Source organism: Nonomuraea zeae (genome assembly GCF_005889725.1).
Classification (GTDB): domain Bacteria; phylum Actinomycetota; class Actinomycetes; order Streptosporangiales; family Streptosporangiaceae; genus Nonomuraea; species Nonomuraea zeae.
In genome coordinates, this window is sequence record NZ_VCKX01000145.1 from 1 (window position 1) to 16772 (window position 16772).

Below are 16772 nucleotides of genomic sequence, written 5' to 3' on the forward strand. Positions count from 1 at the left end.
CTCGAGAAGGTGACGGGGCGGCGGGAGGCGGCGCTGTTCCGGGGCGAGCCGCTGGACAGGGCGCTGGCGTGGGCGGCCGGCGGGCGGCGTCGGGTGACGCTGAGCGCGGGCGAGCAGACCTTCCTGGACGCGGGCATCGCGCGGGTCCGCAGGCGGGCGCGGCGCCGGTGGGCGGTCATGGCGGGGGCACTGGTGGTGGTGCTGCTGCTCGTGTCCTGGCAGATGGTCCGGCAGCGGGGCGACGCCGACGGGCGGCTCGAACAGGCGATGGCCAGGGTCGCCGTGTCGCGGGCCGAGGAGCTGCGGGTGACCGACCCGGTGACGGCGCGCAAGCTGAGCCTCACCGCCTGGCGGCTGGCCCCCGTCCCCGAGACGCGCCGGGCGCTGACGGCGGCGGACCCGGCGGTGGCGGTGTTCACCGATCCGTGGGCGGGGCCGCGGTCGATGCATGCCATCAGCGACGACGGCGCCCGGCTCGCGGCGCTGGACGAGGGGACGCTGCGGGTGTACGACCTCGGGTCGGGCCGCGAGGTCGCCTGGACCAAGGGGCCGGCCCAGAGCGTGCGGGCGATGGCCTGGGCGCCGGACGGCCGGACGCTGGCGCTCGTCGGGGTCGACCGGTCCTACCTGTGGGACGTCCGCTCGCCCGCCGTGGGGCCGCCTTTCGGCAGGGGGCTCGGCGCGCCCGGGGAGCAGTCCGCGTGGTTCAGCCCGGGCGGCGGGCTGCTGTTCGCGGCGGCCACGCAGTCGGGCGAGCGGTGGGCGTGGGACCTGCGGGCCCGGCGGGCGGCGTACGTGGGCGAGTACGCGGTGGCGGGGCCCGGCGATCGGGTGGCGCTGGTGTTCGCGGGCGAGCAGTCCGAGATCAGGCGCGGGCGGCGGGCCGCACCCGCGCCGTGGCTGGACCGGATGCCGTGGGAGTACACGACGTTCGCGCCGGACGGCGAGCGGGTCGCGATCGCCGAGGAGACCGGCATCCAGATCTACGGGCTGGACGGGGTGCCCACGCGCTACACCCGGCTGCGGCCCTCGCCCGGCAGCCTGCGCTTCAACGCCGACGGGCGGCTGCTGGCCAGCACGGACAGCGATCGGGTGCGGGTGTGGCGGCTGGACGACGGCATGCCGCTGGTCGAGCGGCGGGTGGCGGCGACCGGCGTGGACCGGCCCGCCAGGGCCGCCTTCACCGCGGACGGGCGGTGGCTGCGGGTGCTGACCGGACGCGGCACCGTGCTGACCATCGACCTATTGGGCGACCTGCCGGGCGACCTGCCGGGCGAGCCGGCGCCCGCGGACCACGCCCGGCACATCTGCGCCCGCTACGGCGGGCTGGGCGAGCAGGAGTGGGCCAGGCATCTGCCCGAGCTGCCCTATCGCGAGGTGTGCTGAGCAGGCACGGCATCGCGAGGTGTGCTGAGCAGGCACGGCACAATGCCCGCATGACCCTGGATCATCTCGTATTCGCGACGCCCGACCTGGAGGCGACCGTGGCGGACGTCGAGCGGCTGCTCGGCGTGCGGGCCGCGGCGGGCGGGCGGCACCCGGGCTTCGGGACCCGCAACCAGCTGCTCGGGCTGGGCGGCAAAAGCTATCTGGAGATCGTCGGACCGGATCCGGAGCAGGAGGCGCCGGCCGGGCCGCGGCCCTTCAGGATCGACGAGCTGACGGAAGCGGCGCTGGTGGGCTGGGCCATCGCCGTCGAGGACATCGACCGCGTGACGGCGCGGGCGCGGGCGCTGGGCTACGACCCCGGCGAGCCGCAGGACATGTCGCGGCGCACCCCCGCCGGTGACCTCCTGAGCTGGCGGCTGACCCCGCCGCAGCGGGCCGGGGGCGACGGGCTGGTGCCGTTCCTCATCGACTGGGGCACGACGCGACATCCCACCGAGGCGGGGCTGCCGTCGGTGGAGCTGGTGTCGCTGCGGGGCGGGCATCCCGACGCGGCCGCCGTACGCCAGGATCTGGACGCCGTCGGAGCCCGGCTCGACCTGGTGGAGGCGCCGCGGGCCGGGCTGACCGCCGTGTTGTCGGGACGATACGGTCCTGTGACTCTGGCCTGATTGCGTGTACCGCGTTGTATGCGAATCGGTTTTTCGCACCGGTTCGGCCAGGATGCCGACGAAGACCTGGGAAAGCCCATAAAGACAGGCGTGCCGCTGCGTACGGTCCTCACGGCGCTCGGCGGCCCGGTGACCGGGCTGATCGCGGCCCCGGACGGGCTGGACGTCGAGCTGCGCGAGGTCGTCATCGCCGAGCCGGGCGACGAGGTGGGACCCGGTGACCTCGTGCTGGTGGCGGGAGCGCGGGGCGCCGCGGCCGTACCGGTGATCGAGGCGGCGGCGCGGTGCGGCGCGGCGGCCGTCGCGGTGAAGGGAGCCCCCGTCGAGGAGATGCGGCGGGCCGGGATCGCCGTGCTCGGGGTGGCGTCCGAGGCCCGCTGGGACCAGGTCGAGACGCTCGCCCGCGCCGTGATCGACGGCGCGCGCTCCGACGGCGACACGCACCAGGACCTGTTCTCGCTGGCCCAGACGGTCGCCACGCTGACCGGGGGCGCGGTCACCATCGAGGACACCGCGAACCGGGTGCTGGCCTACTCGGAGTCGGACGACGACGTGGACGAGCTGCGCAGGCAGTCCATCCTGGGCCGCAACTGCCCGGAGTCCTACCTCGCCCACCTGCGCGAGTGGGGCGTCTACCAGCGGCTCTGGGCCGGCGAGCAGACCGTGGACGTGGGCGCTACCGGCCGCTGCGCGACGCCGCGCGGCTGGCCCCGGTCATCACGGCCATCGGCCTGTCCATCTTCCTGCAGCAGCAGCTCGTCTTCGCGTTCTATCCGGTCAAGGGGGCCGCCACGCTGGGCGTCAAGGCCCCGGTCGCCTTCCCCGAGCTGCCCGGCCCGCCCGTCACCGTGCTGGGCGTCGTGCTGCGCCAGGCCGATCTGCTGATGGTCGTCCTCGCGGTGGTGAGCATGGCGGGGCTGGCCCACTTCGTCCGCCGTACGCGGACCGGGCGGGCCATGCAGGCGACCGCGCAGGATCCCCGGGCGGCGCGGCTGATGGGCATCGACACCGATCGGATGGTCGCCTGCGCGTTCGGCATCGGGGCCGCGCTGGCGGCGCTGGCGGCGCTGGCCTACGGGCTGCACATCGACGCGATCGCGCAGTTCGGCGGGGGCGCGTGGAAGGACGTGTGGGCCTTCGCCATCCTGATCATCGTGTTGCTCGTGCGGCCTCAGGGGCTGTTCGGCGAGCGGGTCGCGGATCGGGCGTGATGACGATGACCGCACCTGTGAGAGTCTCCGTCCTGATCGGGCTCGCCGTCAGCCTGGCGGCCCCCTTCACGGCCTGGACCTGGACGCCCGCCTTCCCCGGCGACCTCACCGTCTACGGGTCGCCCGCCGTGCTCCAGTACATCTGCCTCGGGGCCGCCGTCCTCGCCGCCCTCTACGCCCTGGCCGCGGCCGGGCTGCCGTACCTGGGGTGGCTGGCGCCGCGCGGCGCGGTACGGGGGCTGCGGTGGAGCTCGCTCGCGGCGGCGGGGGCCACCTGGTTCACGCTCGCGGCCATCGCCGTCGAGCTGGGCGGCCTGGTCCACCTGGAGCCGGGCGGCTGGGCGGCGGGGGCCGGGACGGCGCTGATGGCCACGGCCGCCTGCCTCGTCCCGGACGACACCCGAGCGCCGCTTCCGGTCGAGCCATCCGAGTCGCGGGGGCGGCGTCAGGTGGTGCTCGAAAGGACGCTCATCACGGCGATCTGCCTCGGCGCGATGCTCGTGCTCAACTTCGGCATCGCCACCGCCCACACCGAGGAGTTCGTCGCCTATCTCCTCGCCGCCGCCCTCGCCGTACGCGCGCTGAACCTGTCGGGCGCGCTCGCCGGGCTCACCGCGCTCGGCACCCGCAACCGCACAGCCACCGCCGCCGGCGCGCTGGTGGCGGCCATGGCCTTCCCCCTGGCGCAGACCAGCGGCCAGTACACCTCCATCGCCGTCAACGTGCTCATCTTCGCCGCCGTGGCGCTCGGCCTGAACATCGTGGTCGGCCTCGTCGGGCTGCTCGACCTCGGGTACGTCGCCTTCCTCGGCGTCGGCGCCTACACCGCGGCGCTGGTGTCCGGGTCGGTCTACGCCCAGTTCTCCGGGGCCCGGCTGCCGTTCTGGGCGGCGGTGCTGCTGGCGATGGCGTTCTCGGCGCTGGCCGGGGTGGTCATCGGCGCGCCGACCCTGCGGCTGCACGGCGACTATCTCGCGATCGTGACGCTCGGGTTCGGCGAGATCTTCCGCATCACGGTCAACAACCTGGACGGCACGTCGGGGCCCGCGCTCACCCGCGGCCCGAACGGGATCTCCCAGATCCCCGACCTCGAAGTGCTCGGGTTCGACTTCGGGGCGACGCATCGGGTGCTCGGCGTCGAGCTGGGCCGCTTCGCCAACTACTACCTGCTGCTCCTGGCCGTCGTGGCACTGGTCGTCTTCGTGTTCACCCGGGTGAACGAGTCCCGCATCGGGCGGGCCTGGATCGCGTTGCGCGAGGACGAGAAGGCGGCCACCGCCATGGGCATCGACGGCTTCTCGTACAAGCTGCTCGCCTTCGCGCTCGGCGCGGCGCTGGCCGGAGCCGCGGGGGCGGTGCAGGCGCACGTGACGACGACCGTCGTGCCCGAGTCCTACCTCTTCACCGGCACGGCGCCGCCGAACTCGGCGTTCCTGCTGGCGGCGGTCGTGCTGGGCGGCATGGGCACCGTCTCGGGGCCCGTGCTCGGGGCGGCGCTGCTGTATCTGGTGCCGGCCAAGTTCCAGTTCTTCCAGGAGTACCAGCTGTTGCTGTTCGGGCTGACGTTGATCCTCATCATGCGGTTCAGGCCCGAGGGCCTGATCCCGAACCGGCGGCGGCAGATGGAGCTGCACTCATGATCCTGCAAGCCAGTGGCGTGACCATGCGGTTCGGCGGGCTGCTCGCCGTCGACCAGGTGGACCTGACCGTGGACGCCGGCGAGATCGTCGGGCTGATCGGGCCGAACGGGGCCGGCAAGACGACGTTCTTCAACTGCCTGACCGGGCTGTACCGGCCCACCGAGGGCGAGGTGCGCTTCCGCGGGGCCGTGCTGCCGCCCAGGCCGACCCGGGTGACGCGGGCGGGGATCGCCACGACGTTCCAGAACATCCGCCTCTTCCCCACCATGACCGTGCTGGAGAACGTCATGATCGGGCGGCACTGCCGTACCAGGCAGGGGTTGCTGTCGGCGCTCGTCCGCGGGCCCGGCTACCGGCGCACCGAGCGGGAGGCCGCGCGGGTGTCGCGGGAGCTGCTGGAGTTCGTCGGGATCGAGGCCGCGGCCGGCACCCTGGCCAGGAACCTGCCCTACGGGGACCAGCGGCGGCTGGAGATCGCCAGGGCGCTCGCGACCGAGCCCGGGCTGCTGCTGCTCGACGAGCCCACCGCCGGGATGAACCCGCGCGAGACGCAGGCCGCCAGGGAGCTGGTGCTGAGGATCCGCGGCAGGGGGATCGCCGTGGTGGTCATCGAGCACGACATGCGGTTCGTGTTCGGCCTGTGCGACCGGATCGCCGTGCTGGTGCAGGGGCGCAAGCTCCTGGAGGGTACGCGTGCCGAGATGCAGGCCGACGAGCGGGTGATCGAGGCGTACCTGGGGGCGCCGGTGGAGAAGGGGGCATGATGGCGCTGCTGGAGGTCGAGGACCTGCGGGTGGCCTACGGGAAGGTCGAGGCGATCAAGGGCGTGTCCTTCTCCGTGGAGGAGGGCCAGGTGGTGACGTTGATCGGCACCAACGGCGCGGGCAAGACCACCACCTTGCACGCGCTCAGCGGGCTGCTGAAGCCGCTGTCCGGGTCGGTTTGGTTCGGCGGGCGGGAGGTGTCCGGGATGCCCGCGCACCAGATCGTCGCGCTCGGGCTCGCGCACTCGCCGGAGGGGCGGCGGGTGTTCCCCCGGCTGACGATCGAGGAGAACCTGCGGCTGGGCGCGTACCTGCGCAGGGACCGGTCGGTGGGGCGGGACGTGGAGCGGTTCTACGAGCTGTTCCCGCGGCTCGGTGAGCGCCGGTCGCAGGCGGCCGGGACGCTGTCGGGCGGGGAGCAGCAGATGCTGGCGATGGCGCGGGCGCGTACCTCGGCGAGGACTGACCCGCCGCCCGCCCCATCGGGACGCGTCCGGGTCGCCTCGGCGTCAGCGGAGCATGCCTGCCAGCAGATCCCGCAACGCCTCGTTGAGCTCGTCCAGCGTCGGTGTGGTGCCCGCGCCGGCGATGGCGTCGAACATGACCCCCTCCCCGAACGCCACCAGCTGGCGCGCGTGCCGCACCGGATCCCGGGAGCCCAGCGCCGCCAGCAGCGCGACAGCGGGATCGCGGAAGCGGCGGCCGGCCTCGTCGTAGATCTTGCGGAGCTCCGGCCGCCGGGTCGCCTCCAGGGCCAGCTCGTAGCGGGCCAGCGTCCGCCTGCGGTCTGTGAGCTGGATGTATATCGCCTCGGCCATCCGCCCGGGCAAGTCGGTCAGATCCGTCGAGTCGGACGACTCTCCCTGGTAGGCGGGGGCCAGCGCCTGCAGCTCCAGCTCCGTGAGCCGCGACAGGGTCAGCTCCAGCAGGGCGGCGCGCGTACGGGCCAGGTTGGACGTGGACCCTGGCGGCAGGCCGGCCGCGTCATCGACGGCCCGGTGGGTGAGGCCGCGCATGCCCCGCTCGGCCAGCAGGGTGATGGCCGCGTCCGCGACGGTCTCTGAGCGCTTCACGGACCCGAATACTACAGCGGTAGTCAGGCCGCACTACAGGCGTAGTACTCTGTCACTACAGGCGTAGTTCGAGGAGCAGGGAGCCGGAGATGTCCAAGGCTGTGGTGATCGGCGGGGGTATCGGCGGGCTCACTGCCGGAGTGGCACTGGTCCGCAAGGGGTGGGACGTAACCGTGCTGGAACGGGCACCCAAGATCGACCCGGTGGGGTCGGGGCTGGCCATCGCCTCCAACGCGCTGAGAGCACTCGACACACTCGACCTCGGCGACCCGATCCGCCGGCTCGCGAGGTTGCAGGGGCAGGTGGGCATCCGCGACGAGCGGGGGCGCTGGCTCGTCCGCACCACCGGGGACGACGCGGAGGCGCGTTACGGGGACTCGATGGTCGTCACCCTGCGGGCGACGGCGATGGACGTGCTCCTGGACGCGCTGGGGAGCGGACATCTGCGGCTGAACACCACCGTGTCCGGGGTGGACGCCGGCCGGGGCGTCGTGCACACCACCGACGGCGACCTTGAAGCCGATCTGATCGTGGCCGCCGACGGCATCCACTCGGAGACCCGGCGGACGCTCTTCCCGGAGCATCCCGGCCCGGCGTACGCGGGGGTCACGGCCTGGCGCGCGCTCGTGCCCAGGGGTGACCTGACCATCCGGAGCTCGGAGAGCTGGGGCCGGGGGCTGGTGTTCGGGGTCCATCTGGTGGCGGGGGACATCGTGTACGTGTACGCCACCGACGTCTCTCCGGCCGGGGCCGTGCACGCGGACGAGCGGGAGGAACTCGTCAGGAGGTTCGGCGGCTGGCATGAGCCGATTCCCGCGCTGCTGCGCGGGGCCGATCCCGCCAGGATCATCCGCAACGACGTCTACCACTTGCGCACTCCCCTGCCGGCCTTCCACGGGGGGAAGGTGGCGCTCGTCGGCGACGCGGCGCACGCGATGACGCCGAACCTCGGGCAGGGGGCCTGCCAGGCGATCGAGGACGCGATCGTGCTCGCGCATTTCGCCGGCGGCGACCTCGCCGCCTACACCGCCGCCCGCCTGCGACGGACGTCGAAGATCGTGCGGCGGTCGATGTCGGTGTGCAGGATGACCAAGCTCCGCAACCCGGCTGCGGTGTGGCTGCGCGATCTGGGGATGTCGGCGGCGGCCCGGCTCACTCCGGACGTGATGTTGCGGTCGGTGGACGACTTGCTGCGCTGGCGGCCTCCGGTGGAGACCGGAAGCGGGAGCGAGGGCCGGGGCCCCTCCGCTGCCCACACCTGACCTGCAAGTCGTCTCACCGGCGTACCGATCCGGCACCCGACCGGCTGCCGTTTCGAGCCACCGACCGTCCCGCACTCAACCAGTTGGTGTCTCGGCGTCCGGCAGTCCGGCACCCGCACCTGACTGGCTGTCGTGTCGACGACCGACCGTCATACACCCGCGTCCCCGGATCGGCCGCGGCTCGGCGTCCGGCAGTCCGGTGCTTGGGAGTCCGGCGCTCGACCGGCCTGTGTCTCGTCTGCCGACCGGCCTGCGTCTCGTCTTTGGGTCAGCCCGCTTCGGACGTTGCCGTCACCGTGCGGGTCGCGGGGGTCGTGGTGGTCTCCCCCGGGACCCGGACAGTTCCCGTCGGGAGGCCGGAGGCGTCGGCTGGGGTGGTCGGGGCGTCGCTCGCGATGGCGGTGCCGTTCGCCCGAATGGTGCCGTTCGCCCGGGTGGCACCGGTCGCTGGAATGGCGTCCTTCATCGGGGTGGCGCCGTTCGTCGGGGTGGTGCCGTTTGCTGGGGTGGTGGTGATCGCCGGGGTGGTGCCGTTGGCTGGGATGGTGGTGTCTGTCGTGGCGGGGCGGGAGTGGTCGGGGGCCAGGCGGCCGAGCGTGATCGTGCCGCCGATGGTCAGCGCGCTCGCCAGCAGGGCGGGGATCGCAGTGGAGGGGCTGGTCGGCAGGGGCTCCCCGAGCAGGATCGCGCCGGCGAGGACCGAGGTGATGGGGTCGATGACCTGTACGCCGGCGTACGCGACGCCGAAGTAACCCACCGCGTACGAGCGCTGCAGCAGCACCACCGCACAGACCAGCAGCACGGGCACGGCGAGCGTGAACCAGTGCACCAGCCGGCCCCAGTCCCCCTGCATGCCGCCGCCCACCACGCGGACGAACGTGGACACGCTGGCCGTGACCACCCCCGCGCCCACGGACAGCATCAGCGCCTTGCCCGGACCATGAGCCCGGCGCGCGAACAACTGGCTGACCAGCACGAGCACGCCGATCACGGCCACGAAGCCGAGCGCCGCGCCGTTGCTCAGCCTGGGCACCACGTTGTGCTGCGGCACCAGCAGCATGAGCCAGAGCAGGCCCACGGCGACCGCGATCGAGCCGAGGATCTCCGCCTTGTACGGCTTGCGCCCGTACATGAACGCGGCGAGCGGCACGGCGAACACCAGCGTGGCGACGCTGATCGGCTGAACGGCGACCAGCGGGGCGAAGCTCAGCGCGACGGCGTGCAGGCAGGCACCGGTGAAGCCGATGATGCCGCCGATCCACCAGCGAGGGCGTCTCACCAGCTTGAACGAGGCACCCTCGGCCACGGCTTCGTACTGCTGCAGGGCCGCACCGAACGCGTATCCAAGCGCTCCCGCCAGGGCGATGATCAGGCCGACCCAGGTCATGGGCGCCCACGCAGGGGCATGGATCCTTCCAAGAGCATTGCTCCAGCTTATGAGGGAAGCGAAGCACTCGAATCATACTTTAGGCCGATGATTGCCAAACAAACGCTTCCGACCAGCACGGACATGTGGCTCATACTTGAGTCGGGTTTGTGGCCGGACGCCGCTGCAAGGCCCATCCGCCACGTCACCCGTCCGCCGCGCCACTCGTCCGGCGAGCCCCCGCGCGCAGAGCCCCCGTGCGTCGTCGTGCCGGCCCGGCCACCGCCCCGTGCCGAGCCGGCCCCTGCGTCAGGAGGTTTCGGGGCAGAGGCAGAGCAGGTGCCCCTCCGGGTCCTGGAGGACGACCCAGCGCGTGCCCTCCTCCGTGATCCCCGGCTGGAACTCGGGCCGGGTGGCACCCAGCGCCACGTACTCCTCGGCCGCCTTCTCCACGTCCGGCACCCTGAAGTCGAAGTGGAACTGCTTGTCCGGGCTCGGCCACTCGACCGGCTTGCGCTCGGGCACGCGGCCGAAGTAGATGCTCGAATCCCCCATGCCCACCGCCGCGTACTCGTCCTCCGCGTACTGGATCTCCCATCCGGTGATCGCGTGGTAGAACTCGGCCAGCTTCTTGGGCTCCGCGCAGTCGAGGGTCACGGCCAGGAGCCTTGCTTTCGTTGTCATGCATTCAGCGTCCCAGGCATACCTGTCATCTCTTGTCAGGTTCCTGGGACGAACGCCGCTCAGCCCCTTCGCGTCGCCGCCGTCACCCGCTTGAGAATGCGGTCCCACTCCGTCCCGAACGGGTTGTCCTGCACCAGGTACGTCCACGTCGCCGCCGGCCGCTGCAGGTCGGGCTCCGGCGCTTCGAACGACTCCAGCGACCGCCGCTCCACCTCGGCCAGCAGCGACTTGTACTCGGCCACCGCCTCCCGGTGGAACTCGTCGATCGGGCTCATCCGCCCCAGCGCGCGCAGGTGGATGCCCTCGCGCAGGTCCGTCAGGAACGCCAGGTGCTCGGTCCAGCAGCGGTCTATGGCATGCAGGACGATCTGGCGGGCGCTCTCGTCCCTGGTGTCCTCCGGCAGGTCCGCCCAGCGCTCGGGGTCGGCCGCGGACAGGGCCTTGGCGGCGGCGTCCCCGTGCAGGACCTTGTCGCGCCACTCCAGGATGAGCTCGCGCTGGTGCTCCAGCAGGCGGGTGTAGCGCCACGTGTTGCGGTGGATCTCCAGGTTGACGCCCTCGGCGACGCGCTGGGCGTGGCCGACGAGGTAGGCCCCGCGCCGGTGGCGGACGAGCCCGTCGGGGTCGGCGGCGGGCGGGCGCTCGTCGGGGACGAACTGGGTGATCAGGTCGTCCTGCATGCTGACGAAGAAGACCGAGGCGCCCGGGTCACCCTGGCGGCCGGCCCGCCCGCGGAGCTGGTCGTCGAGCCGGCTGCTGGCGTGGCGGCCGGAGCCGATCACGTAGAGGCCCCCGAGCTCGGCGACGCCCTCGCCGAGGCGGATGTCGGTGCCGCGCCCGGCCATCTGGGTGGAGACCGTGATGGCGTCGCGCTCGCCGGCCTTGGCGATGATCGCGGCCTCTTCCGCGTCGTTCTTGGCGTTGAGCACGACCGGCTCCAGGCCGCGGCGCTGGAGGAGCTTGGCGAGGTTCTCCGACTCGGCGACGTCGAGGGTGCCGATGAGGATCGGCCGGCCGCTCGCGTGGGCCTCCTGGATCTCCTCGACCAGGGCGGCGTCCTTGTCGGGCCCTGTCGGGTAGATGCGGTCCTGCTCGTCTTTCCTGACGCAGGGCCGGTTGGGCGGGATCACGGCGACCTTGAGCCCGTAGAACTCGCCGAGCTGCTCGCTGACCGCCACGGCGGTGCCGGTCATGCCGGAGATGCGGGGATAGCGGCGGATCAGACCCTGGACGGTGATCGAGTCGAGGATCTCGCCCTTCTCGCTGGGCGGCAGCGCCTCCTTGGCCTCCACGGCCGCCTGGAGGCCGTTGGGCCAGCGCTGGAGCAGCGCCACCCGGCCGCGCGAGGGGTTGATGAGCTGCACCTTGCCGTCGCGCACGATGTAGTCGACGTCGCGGGCCAGCAGCGCGTGGGCGTGCAGGGCCAGGTTGAGCTCGATGAGCGTGCCGGGCTCGTGCTCGTCGTAGAGCTCGACGCCGAGCAGGTTCTCGACGCTGTCGGCGCCCTTCGGGGTGAGGTAGACGTTGCGGGCCTGCTCGTCGATCTCGTAGTGGTAGCCGCGTACGAGCTGCCGGACCAGCGCCGCCATCTCCGGCACGGCGTTGCCGGGGTCGGCGGCCCCGGCCATGACCAGCGGCACGCGGGCCTCGTCCACGAGCACGGAGTCGGCCTCGTCGATCAGGGCGACCTCGGGCGCGGGCACGATGATCTCGCTCGCGTCGGTACGCAGCCGGTCGCGCAGCACGTCGAAGCCGATCTCGCTGACCGGGCCGTAGGTGACGTCCCGCTCGTACGCCACTCGCCGCTCCTCCGGCGTGGAGTTCTGGCCGATCCAGCCCACGCTGACGCCGAGCGCCGTGTAGAACGGCTCCATCCACTCGGCGTCGCGCCTGGCCAGGTAGTCGTTGACGGAGATGACGTGGACGCGTTTGCCCTGCAGCGCGTAGCCCGCCGCGGCCATGGCGCCGGACAGCGTCTTGCCCTCGCCGGTCGCCATCTCCGCGACCTTCCCGTCGAGGAGTGCGAGGGTCCCCAGGAGCTGCACGTCGTACGGGCGCAGCCCCAGGGTCCGGTCGGCGGCCTCACGCGCGATGGCACAGAACTCGGCGAGATCGTCCATCTTCGGCGTCGGCAGCTCGTCGAGCCCGCCGATCCGCTCGGCCCTGCCGTTGGCCGTTTTGACGATCTTTTGGTAGGGCGTCAGAGGTACGCCTCCTGGCCGATCCAGGAGGTTTCTGAACATTCCCGTTATTGAGGCCACAGTTCCTCCAACGCACGCTTCGCCGGCGCCGTTCCCTCCAAGACCTTACGAGGGAGCGGAGCGACGATACGGCAAGCGTCGCCGTACCGGACCTTAACTCATCCGGCGGGCCGCACCGTCACATCATGATTCTCCCGTCCGTGCGGCGAGTACCGCGACCGCGGCGAGCAGCAGCGCGCACCCGGACCAGGCGAGCGGTGTCAGCCGCTCGCCGAAGCACGCCACGCCGAGCAGGGACGCGCCGACGGCCTCCCCGAGGGAGATGATCGAGACCGTGGTGGCCCGCAGGACCGTCAGCGCGCGGAAGAACAGGGCGTAGGCGAGCGCGGTCGGCACCGCGCCCAGATAGAGCAGCAGGCCCGCGGAGGTCAGGTCCAGGGCCGGCACCACCCCGTCGACCAGCGCGAACGGCGCCAGGCACACCGTGCCGACGACGAACCCGCCGATCGCCATGCCCTGCGGGTCGTCCCGGTGGTGCCGGGAGAACAGCGTGACCCCGGCGTACCCGGCGGCCGAGGCCAGGGCGAAGCCGATGCCGGCGATCGAGGACGTACGGGCCTGGAGCGCGGTCTCGCCCGTGAGCAGCACCAGCCCGGCCAGGGCGGCGGCCAGCGCGGTGAGCGCGACCCCGCCGAGCCGCTCGCGCAGCAGGAAGCGGCTGCCCAGGGCGGTGAACACGGGGGTGGCCCCCATCGTCACCACCGTCGCGACGGCCACGCCGGATCGGGCGATGGCGGCGAAGTACGCGGCCTGGTACAGCGCCATGCCGGCGCCGGCGAGCAGGACGCGGAAGTTGAGCTCGAAGCGGAGCGGGCGCCGGGCGAGGGCGAGGAGGAAGACGGCGCCGAGGAGGTAACGCCAGAACGAGACGCCGGCCGGGCCGAGATGGCCGGCCTCGATGAGCAGCGAGCCGGCGGCGCCGCCGGTGCCCCAGGCGGTCGCGGCCACGGACACGTAGACGGCGCCCCGCCGGGCGGAGACAAGGGTCATGACAGGAGTTCTCCGGAAGGAGTGGTCGGAATGGGCCCGGTGTGCGGGCAGCGACCACCCCCGGATCTGTCAGACCCGGAAAGTCACGAGAGTGCCGCCCGCTAGCGGGCGGGGGGCGGGGAGCAGATCAGGAACCGCGGCATGGGATCCACCCTAGCGGCCGGCTCACCCCGATATCGACCGCGATCTCACGGCATCGACCGCGATCTCACGGCATCGACCGCGTTCTCACGGCATCGACCGCGTTCTCACGGCATCGACCGCGTTCTCACGGCTTGCGGGCGACGCCGCCCAGGAGTAGCTCTTCCCACGGCGCGAGCGGGCCGGGGAGCCGCTCGTCGGGATGCCATTCGGGAAAGTGCACGACACCGGGCTCCACCAGCACCAGGCCGTCGAAGTACGCCACGATCGAGGGCCGGTCGCGGAAGTAGCCGGTGCCCATGGTGGCCTGGAGCATCGTCTCCAGCGCCTGCGCCTTGGGGCTGGGCGAGGCCAGCATGTTGGAGGCGGCGAGGTAGCTGCCGCTCGGCAGCGCGGACATGTACCTGCGGACCAGCCCGTGCGGGTCGTCGCGGTCGGGGAACAGGTGCAGCAGCCCGATGACCAGCAACGCCGTCGGCTGGGACAGGTCGATCATGCGGGTCAGGGTGGGGTGGCCAAGCACGGCGGCCACGTCGCGCGCGTCGGCGGTGATGGCGGCGGCGTTGGGGTTGTTGCTGAGTATGGCGCGGGCGTGCGGCTCCACCATGGGGTCGATGTCGACGTAGACGACCCTGGACCTCGGGTCGGCGAACTGGGCGACCTCGTGGGTGTTCTCGACGGTGGGGAGCCCGGAGCCGAGGTCGATGATCTGCCGGACGCCGGTTTCGCGGATCAGGAAGTCGACGACCCGGCCGATGAAGGCGCGGTTGCACCAGACGAGGTCCACCACCTCGGGCACCGCGTCCTTGAGCTTGCGGGCCACCGAGCGGTCGGCGGCGAAGTTCTCCATGCCGCCCAGCAGTGCGTCGTGGACCCGGGCCACGCTGGGCTGTGCCGGATCGACCCCGGGTGGAGCCCACTCGGGCTCTCCGATGAGACTCATCCGGCCCCCCTCCACACTCCGTGACCGGGATCGTATCCGCACCTGGAGTCCCCACGCGGCTCCGGTCCCCGTTTGTCAGGAGAGTCAACTCAGCCAGTCGGACGCCCGGCGACCAGCACGCCGAGCACGGGGGCGGCCGGGCGGCCGGACAGCAGGCGCTTGATCCGGGGCGCGAGCGGCCGCTCCACGAACCGGTGCACCAGGTACGCCGCCCCCAGCATGACCAGGATCAGAGCGGCCAGCAGCACGTACTTGTCCACGACCGCGCCGACCCGGTCGAACACCACGAACCCGATGTGGGCGTGCAGCAGGTACAGCGGGTACGTGAGCGCGCCGGCGGTCACCAGCCACGGCCGGGCCAGCACCCGGGTGGCGCGCAGCGCGACGAGCGTCATGACCAGGAAGGCGGCCACGACCACGGCGGTGACGACGGCGGCCGAGTACGACACTCCGTAACGTTCGCCGACCGCGCCCGCGTACCCGATGGCCCGGAAGACGGCGTTGCCCAGGCAGACCGGCACCAGCAGGGCCAGCTGCGGGGTCAGCCCGAACCGGTGGACCATGAACAGGGCCATCCCGGCGATGAAGTGGTGGGAGAACTCCGACTGCACGATGAGATCCGCGGCCCCCGGCAGCAGCCCCGCCTCGACCGCGAACGTCAGCCCCAGCCAGCCCCACAGCCCTGCCATGAGCCGGGCCCGCGTCATCCCGATCCAGGTGAACAGCAGGATGACGAAGTAGAAGCGCATCTCGACCCAGAGCGTCCAGTAGACGACGTCCACGTTCGCGATGTCGGGCACCGACTGGAACATCGTCAGGTTCGCCAGCACCTGCGGCAGCGACACCTCGAACAGTCCCTGTCCCAGCGTCACGGTGACCACCGCGGTGATCGCGATGCCCACCCAGTACGCGGGATAGAGCCGCACGGCCCGCGACACCAGGAACGAGCGCGGGCTCCGGCCCCACGCGCTCATCAGCACCACGAATCCGCTGATCAGGAAGAACAGGTCGACGCCCAGGTAGCCGTACTTCGACCAGGCGCTCGCCTCGGCGAAGACGACCGGGCTGGTGCCGCCGGCCCACCCGGAGAAGGTGTAGTGGAAGAGAACGACGCACAGCGCCGCCAGCAGCCGGAGTCCGTCGATCTCGTAGAGCCGATCTGCGCTGGTTCTCATGGGTTCCGCCCTCTCCTGTTGTGGTGAGGGTCGCTCCGGCCACTTGCTCAGGGATTGACGGCCACCTGACTGCAAGCGCTTTGCAAGACGTTTAACGGGATTTGTCCGGGTAGCAGGAACTTTGCCCGAGAAAGACGGAAGAAGAGAGGAAGAGAGCCCAATGGAGCTCTGGGACTATCGGCCTGACGTCTACGACCGCGGCAAGAGTCTGGACCTCGTGGGTTACCACGTTCAGGCCACCGACGGAAAGATCGGGTCCATCGACGAGGCGACGTACCAGGTCGGCGAGAGCTACGTGATCGTCGACACCGGTCCTTGGATCTTCGGCAAGAAGGTCTTGCTCCCTGCGCAGGTCATCACGAGCATCGACCCTCAGGAGCGGAACGTCTTCGTTTCGCGCACCAAGGCCGAGATCAAGGACGCGCCTGAGTTCGATGAGGGCACGTTCAAGGAGCCCGAGTACCGGTCGAGAATCGGCGATTACTACGGCCGCTTCCCCGGGTGATCCCGTGTCATGAAGAAGGGCCGCGCCCCCGGGCGCGGCCCTTCCCCTTGTCCGGGAACCTGTCCGGGAAACCCCTCAGGGCCACTTGGTGTCGCCGGACGGCTCGATCGGGCCGTTGAGCACGCCCAGCCGTTCGAGCAGGGTGATGAACGTGGAGGCGTACGGCGAGTCCTCGACCACCGCCGCCACCCGCGGCCAGTTCACCTGCTCGCGCAGCGCGCGCACCTGCGCCAGCAGCGCCCCGTAGTCGCAGGCGTGCTCCGACAGCGGCAGCAGCCACGAGATGACCAGGTCGGTGGCCTCCAGCACGGGCACGATCACCGCCGACGCCTTCAGCGGCTCCGCCCGGTCCAGCAGCTCGTCGGTGATCGCCATGTCGGACACCCGGAAGATCAGGTCCACCAGCCGGCCCTCGTCGTACGCCTTGACCAGCCAGTCCTCCGGCGGCTTGGCCGTCTGGAAGCCCAGCCCGCGCAGCGCCTCCAGGGCGGCGGGCACGTCATGCTCAGTGAGCACGAAATCCACGTCGTGCAGCGAGGGCGCGGCGCCTCTCGCGTACGCCGCGCACCCTCCGGCCAGGGCGAACTTCACCCCGGCGTCCTTCAGCCCGGAGCTGGCGCGTTTGAGGGTGTCGAGAATGGCGTCGGTTACCGCGTGCCCGTGGCTGCTCATGTGACCGGGCTACCCAAACGATCGTCAA

15 protein-coding genes and 1 pseudogene are annotated in these 16772 nt (G+C 71.7%); 8 read left to right on the plus strand and 8 right to left on the minus strand.

Annotated features, from left to right (window positions below; translation table 11 throughout):
• The 6 genes and pseudogenes from ETD85_RS63515 to ETD85_RS67920 all read left to right on the plus strand — a co-directional run.
• A partial coding sequence (locus ETD85_RS63515) for a WD40 repeat domain-containing protein (protein ID WP_420847273.1) occupies positions 1-1386 on the plus strand: 1386 nt, incomplete at its 5' end.
• 50 nt (positions 1387-1436) lie between these two features.
• Positions 1437-2057 carry a VOC family protein gene (locus ETD85_RS36125; RefSeq protein WP_138694314.1) on the plus strand — a complete coding sequence of 207 codons (621 nt, stop codon included), beginning with the start codon at positions 1437-1439 and terminating at the stop codon, positions 2055-2057.
• Positions 2058-2680: 623 nt separating this feature from the next.
• A complete protein-coding gene (locus ETD85_RS36130) occupies positions 2681-3268 on the plus strand; it encodes a branched-chain amino acid ABC transporter permease (protein ID WP_240779651.1) in 588 nt (195 codons plus the stop codon).
• A 17-nt stretch (positions 3269-3285) separates the two neighbouring features.
• Positions 3286-4908 (plus strand): branched-chain amino acid ABC transporter permease, encoded by a 1623-nt coding sequence (locus tag ETD85_RS36135; RefSeq protein ID WP_206059042.1) that lies wholly within the window; start codon positions 3286-3288, stop codon positions 4906-4908.
• Positions 4905-5672 (plus strand): ABC transporter ATP-binding protein, encoded by a 768-nt coding sequence (locus ETD85_RS36140; protein ID WP_138694316.1) that lies wholly within the window; start codon positions 4905-4907, stop codon positions 5670-5672. Before ETD85_RS36135 ends, ETD85_RS36140 begins: the two co-directional genes overlap by 4 nt.
• A 92-nt stretch (positions 5673-5764) precedes the next feature.
• Positions 5765-6061, plus strand: a pseudogene (locus tag ETD85_RS67920) (ATP-binding cassette domain-containing protein); the annotation flags it as partial.
• Positions 6062-6181: 120 nt separating this feature from the next.
• Here ETD85_RS67920 and ETD85_RS36150 read toward each other — a convergent pair.
• Positions 6182-6745 (minus strand): TetR/AcrR family transcriptional regulator, encoded by a 564-nt coding sequence (locus ETD85_RS36150; RefSeq protein WP_138694317.1) that lies wholly within the window; start codon positions 6743-6745, stop codon positions 6182-6184.
• An 89-nt stretch (positions 6746-6834) separates the two neighbouring features.
• Between ETD85_RS36150 and ETD85_RS36155 the strand changes: the two genes are divergently transcribed.
• Positions 6835-8007 (plus strand): FAD-dependent monooxygenase, encoded by a 1173-nt coding sequence (locus ETD85_RS36155; RefSeq protein WP_138694318.1) that lies wholly within the window; start codon positions 6835-6837, stop codon positions 8005-8007.
• A gap of 268 nt (positions 8008-8275) precedes the next feature.
• Here the strand turns inward: ETD85_RS36155 and ETD85_RS36160 are convergent, their stop codons facing one another.
• From ETD85_RS36160 to ETD85_RS36185, 6 genes are all read right to left on the minus strand, one after another.
• The gene (locus tag ETD85_RS36160; RefSeq protein WP_240779652.1) at positions 8276-9394 is read right to left on the minus strand and encodes a DMT family protein; all 1119 of its coding nucleotides are present in this window, start codon (positions 9392-9394) and stop codon (positions 8276-8278) included.
• A gap of 288 nt (positions 9395-9682) precedes the next feature.
• Positions 9683-10057, minus strand: a complete 375-nt coding sequence (locus tag ETD85_RS36165) for a VOC family protein (RefSeq protein WP_170247020.1) — start codon at positions 10055-10057, stop codon at positions 9683-9685.
• A 59-nt stretch (positions 10058-10116) separates the two neighbouring features.
• The gene (secA2, locus tag ETD85_RS36170; protein WP_138694319.1) at positions 10117-12300 is read right to left on the minus strand and encodes an accessory Sec system translocase SecA2; all 2184 of its coding nucleotides are present in this window, start codon (positions 12298-12300) and stop codon (positions 10117-10119) included.
• A 141-nt stretch (positions 12301-12441) separates the two neighbouring features.
• Complete coding sequence (locus ETD85_RS36175; protein ID WP_138694320.1) at positions 12442-13308, minus strand: DMT family transporter; 867 nt, start codon at positions 13306-13308, stop codon at positions 12442-12444.
• 268 nt (positions 13309-13576) lie between these two features.
• A complete protein-coding gene (locus tag ETD85_RS36180; protein ID WP_138694321.1) occupies positions 13577-14392 on the minus strand; it encodes an SAM-dependent methyltransferase in 816 nt (271 codons plus the stop codon).
• An 89-nt stretch (positions 14393-14481) separates the two neighbouring features.
• A complete protein-coding gene (locus ETD85_RS36185) occupies positions 14482-15567 on the minus strand; it encodes an acyltransferase family protein (protein ID WP_138694322.1) in 1086 nt (361 codons plus the stop codon).
• A 121-nt stretch (positions 15568-15688) separates the two neighbouring features.
• Between ETD85_RS36185 and ETD85_RS36190 the strand changes: the two genes are divergently transcribed.
• Entirely contained in the window at positions 15689-16072 is a 384-nt protein-coding gene (locus tag ETD85_RS36190; protein WP_240779653.1) for a PRC-barrel domain containing protein, read from the plus strand.
• Between the two features lie 75 nt (positions 16073-16147).
• On the opposite strand, the gene ETD85_RS36195 is transcribed toward ETD85_RS36190, so the two are convergent.
• Entirely contained in the window at positions 16148-16744 is a 597-nt protein-coding gene (locus ETD85_RS36195) for a nucleotidyltransferase (RefSeq protein WP_138694323.1), read from the minus strand.
• Positions 16745-16772 lie beyond the last annotated feature (28 nt).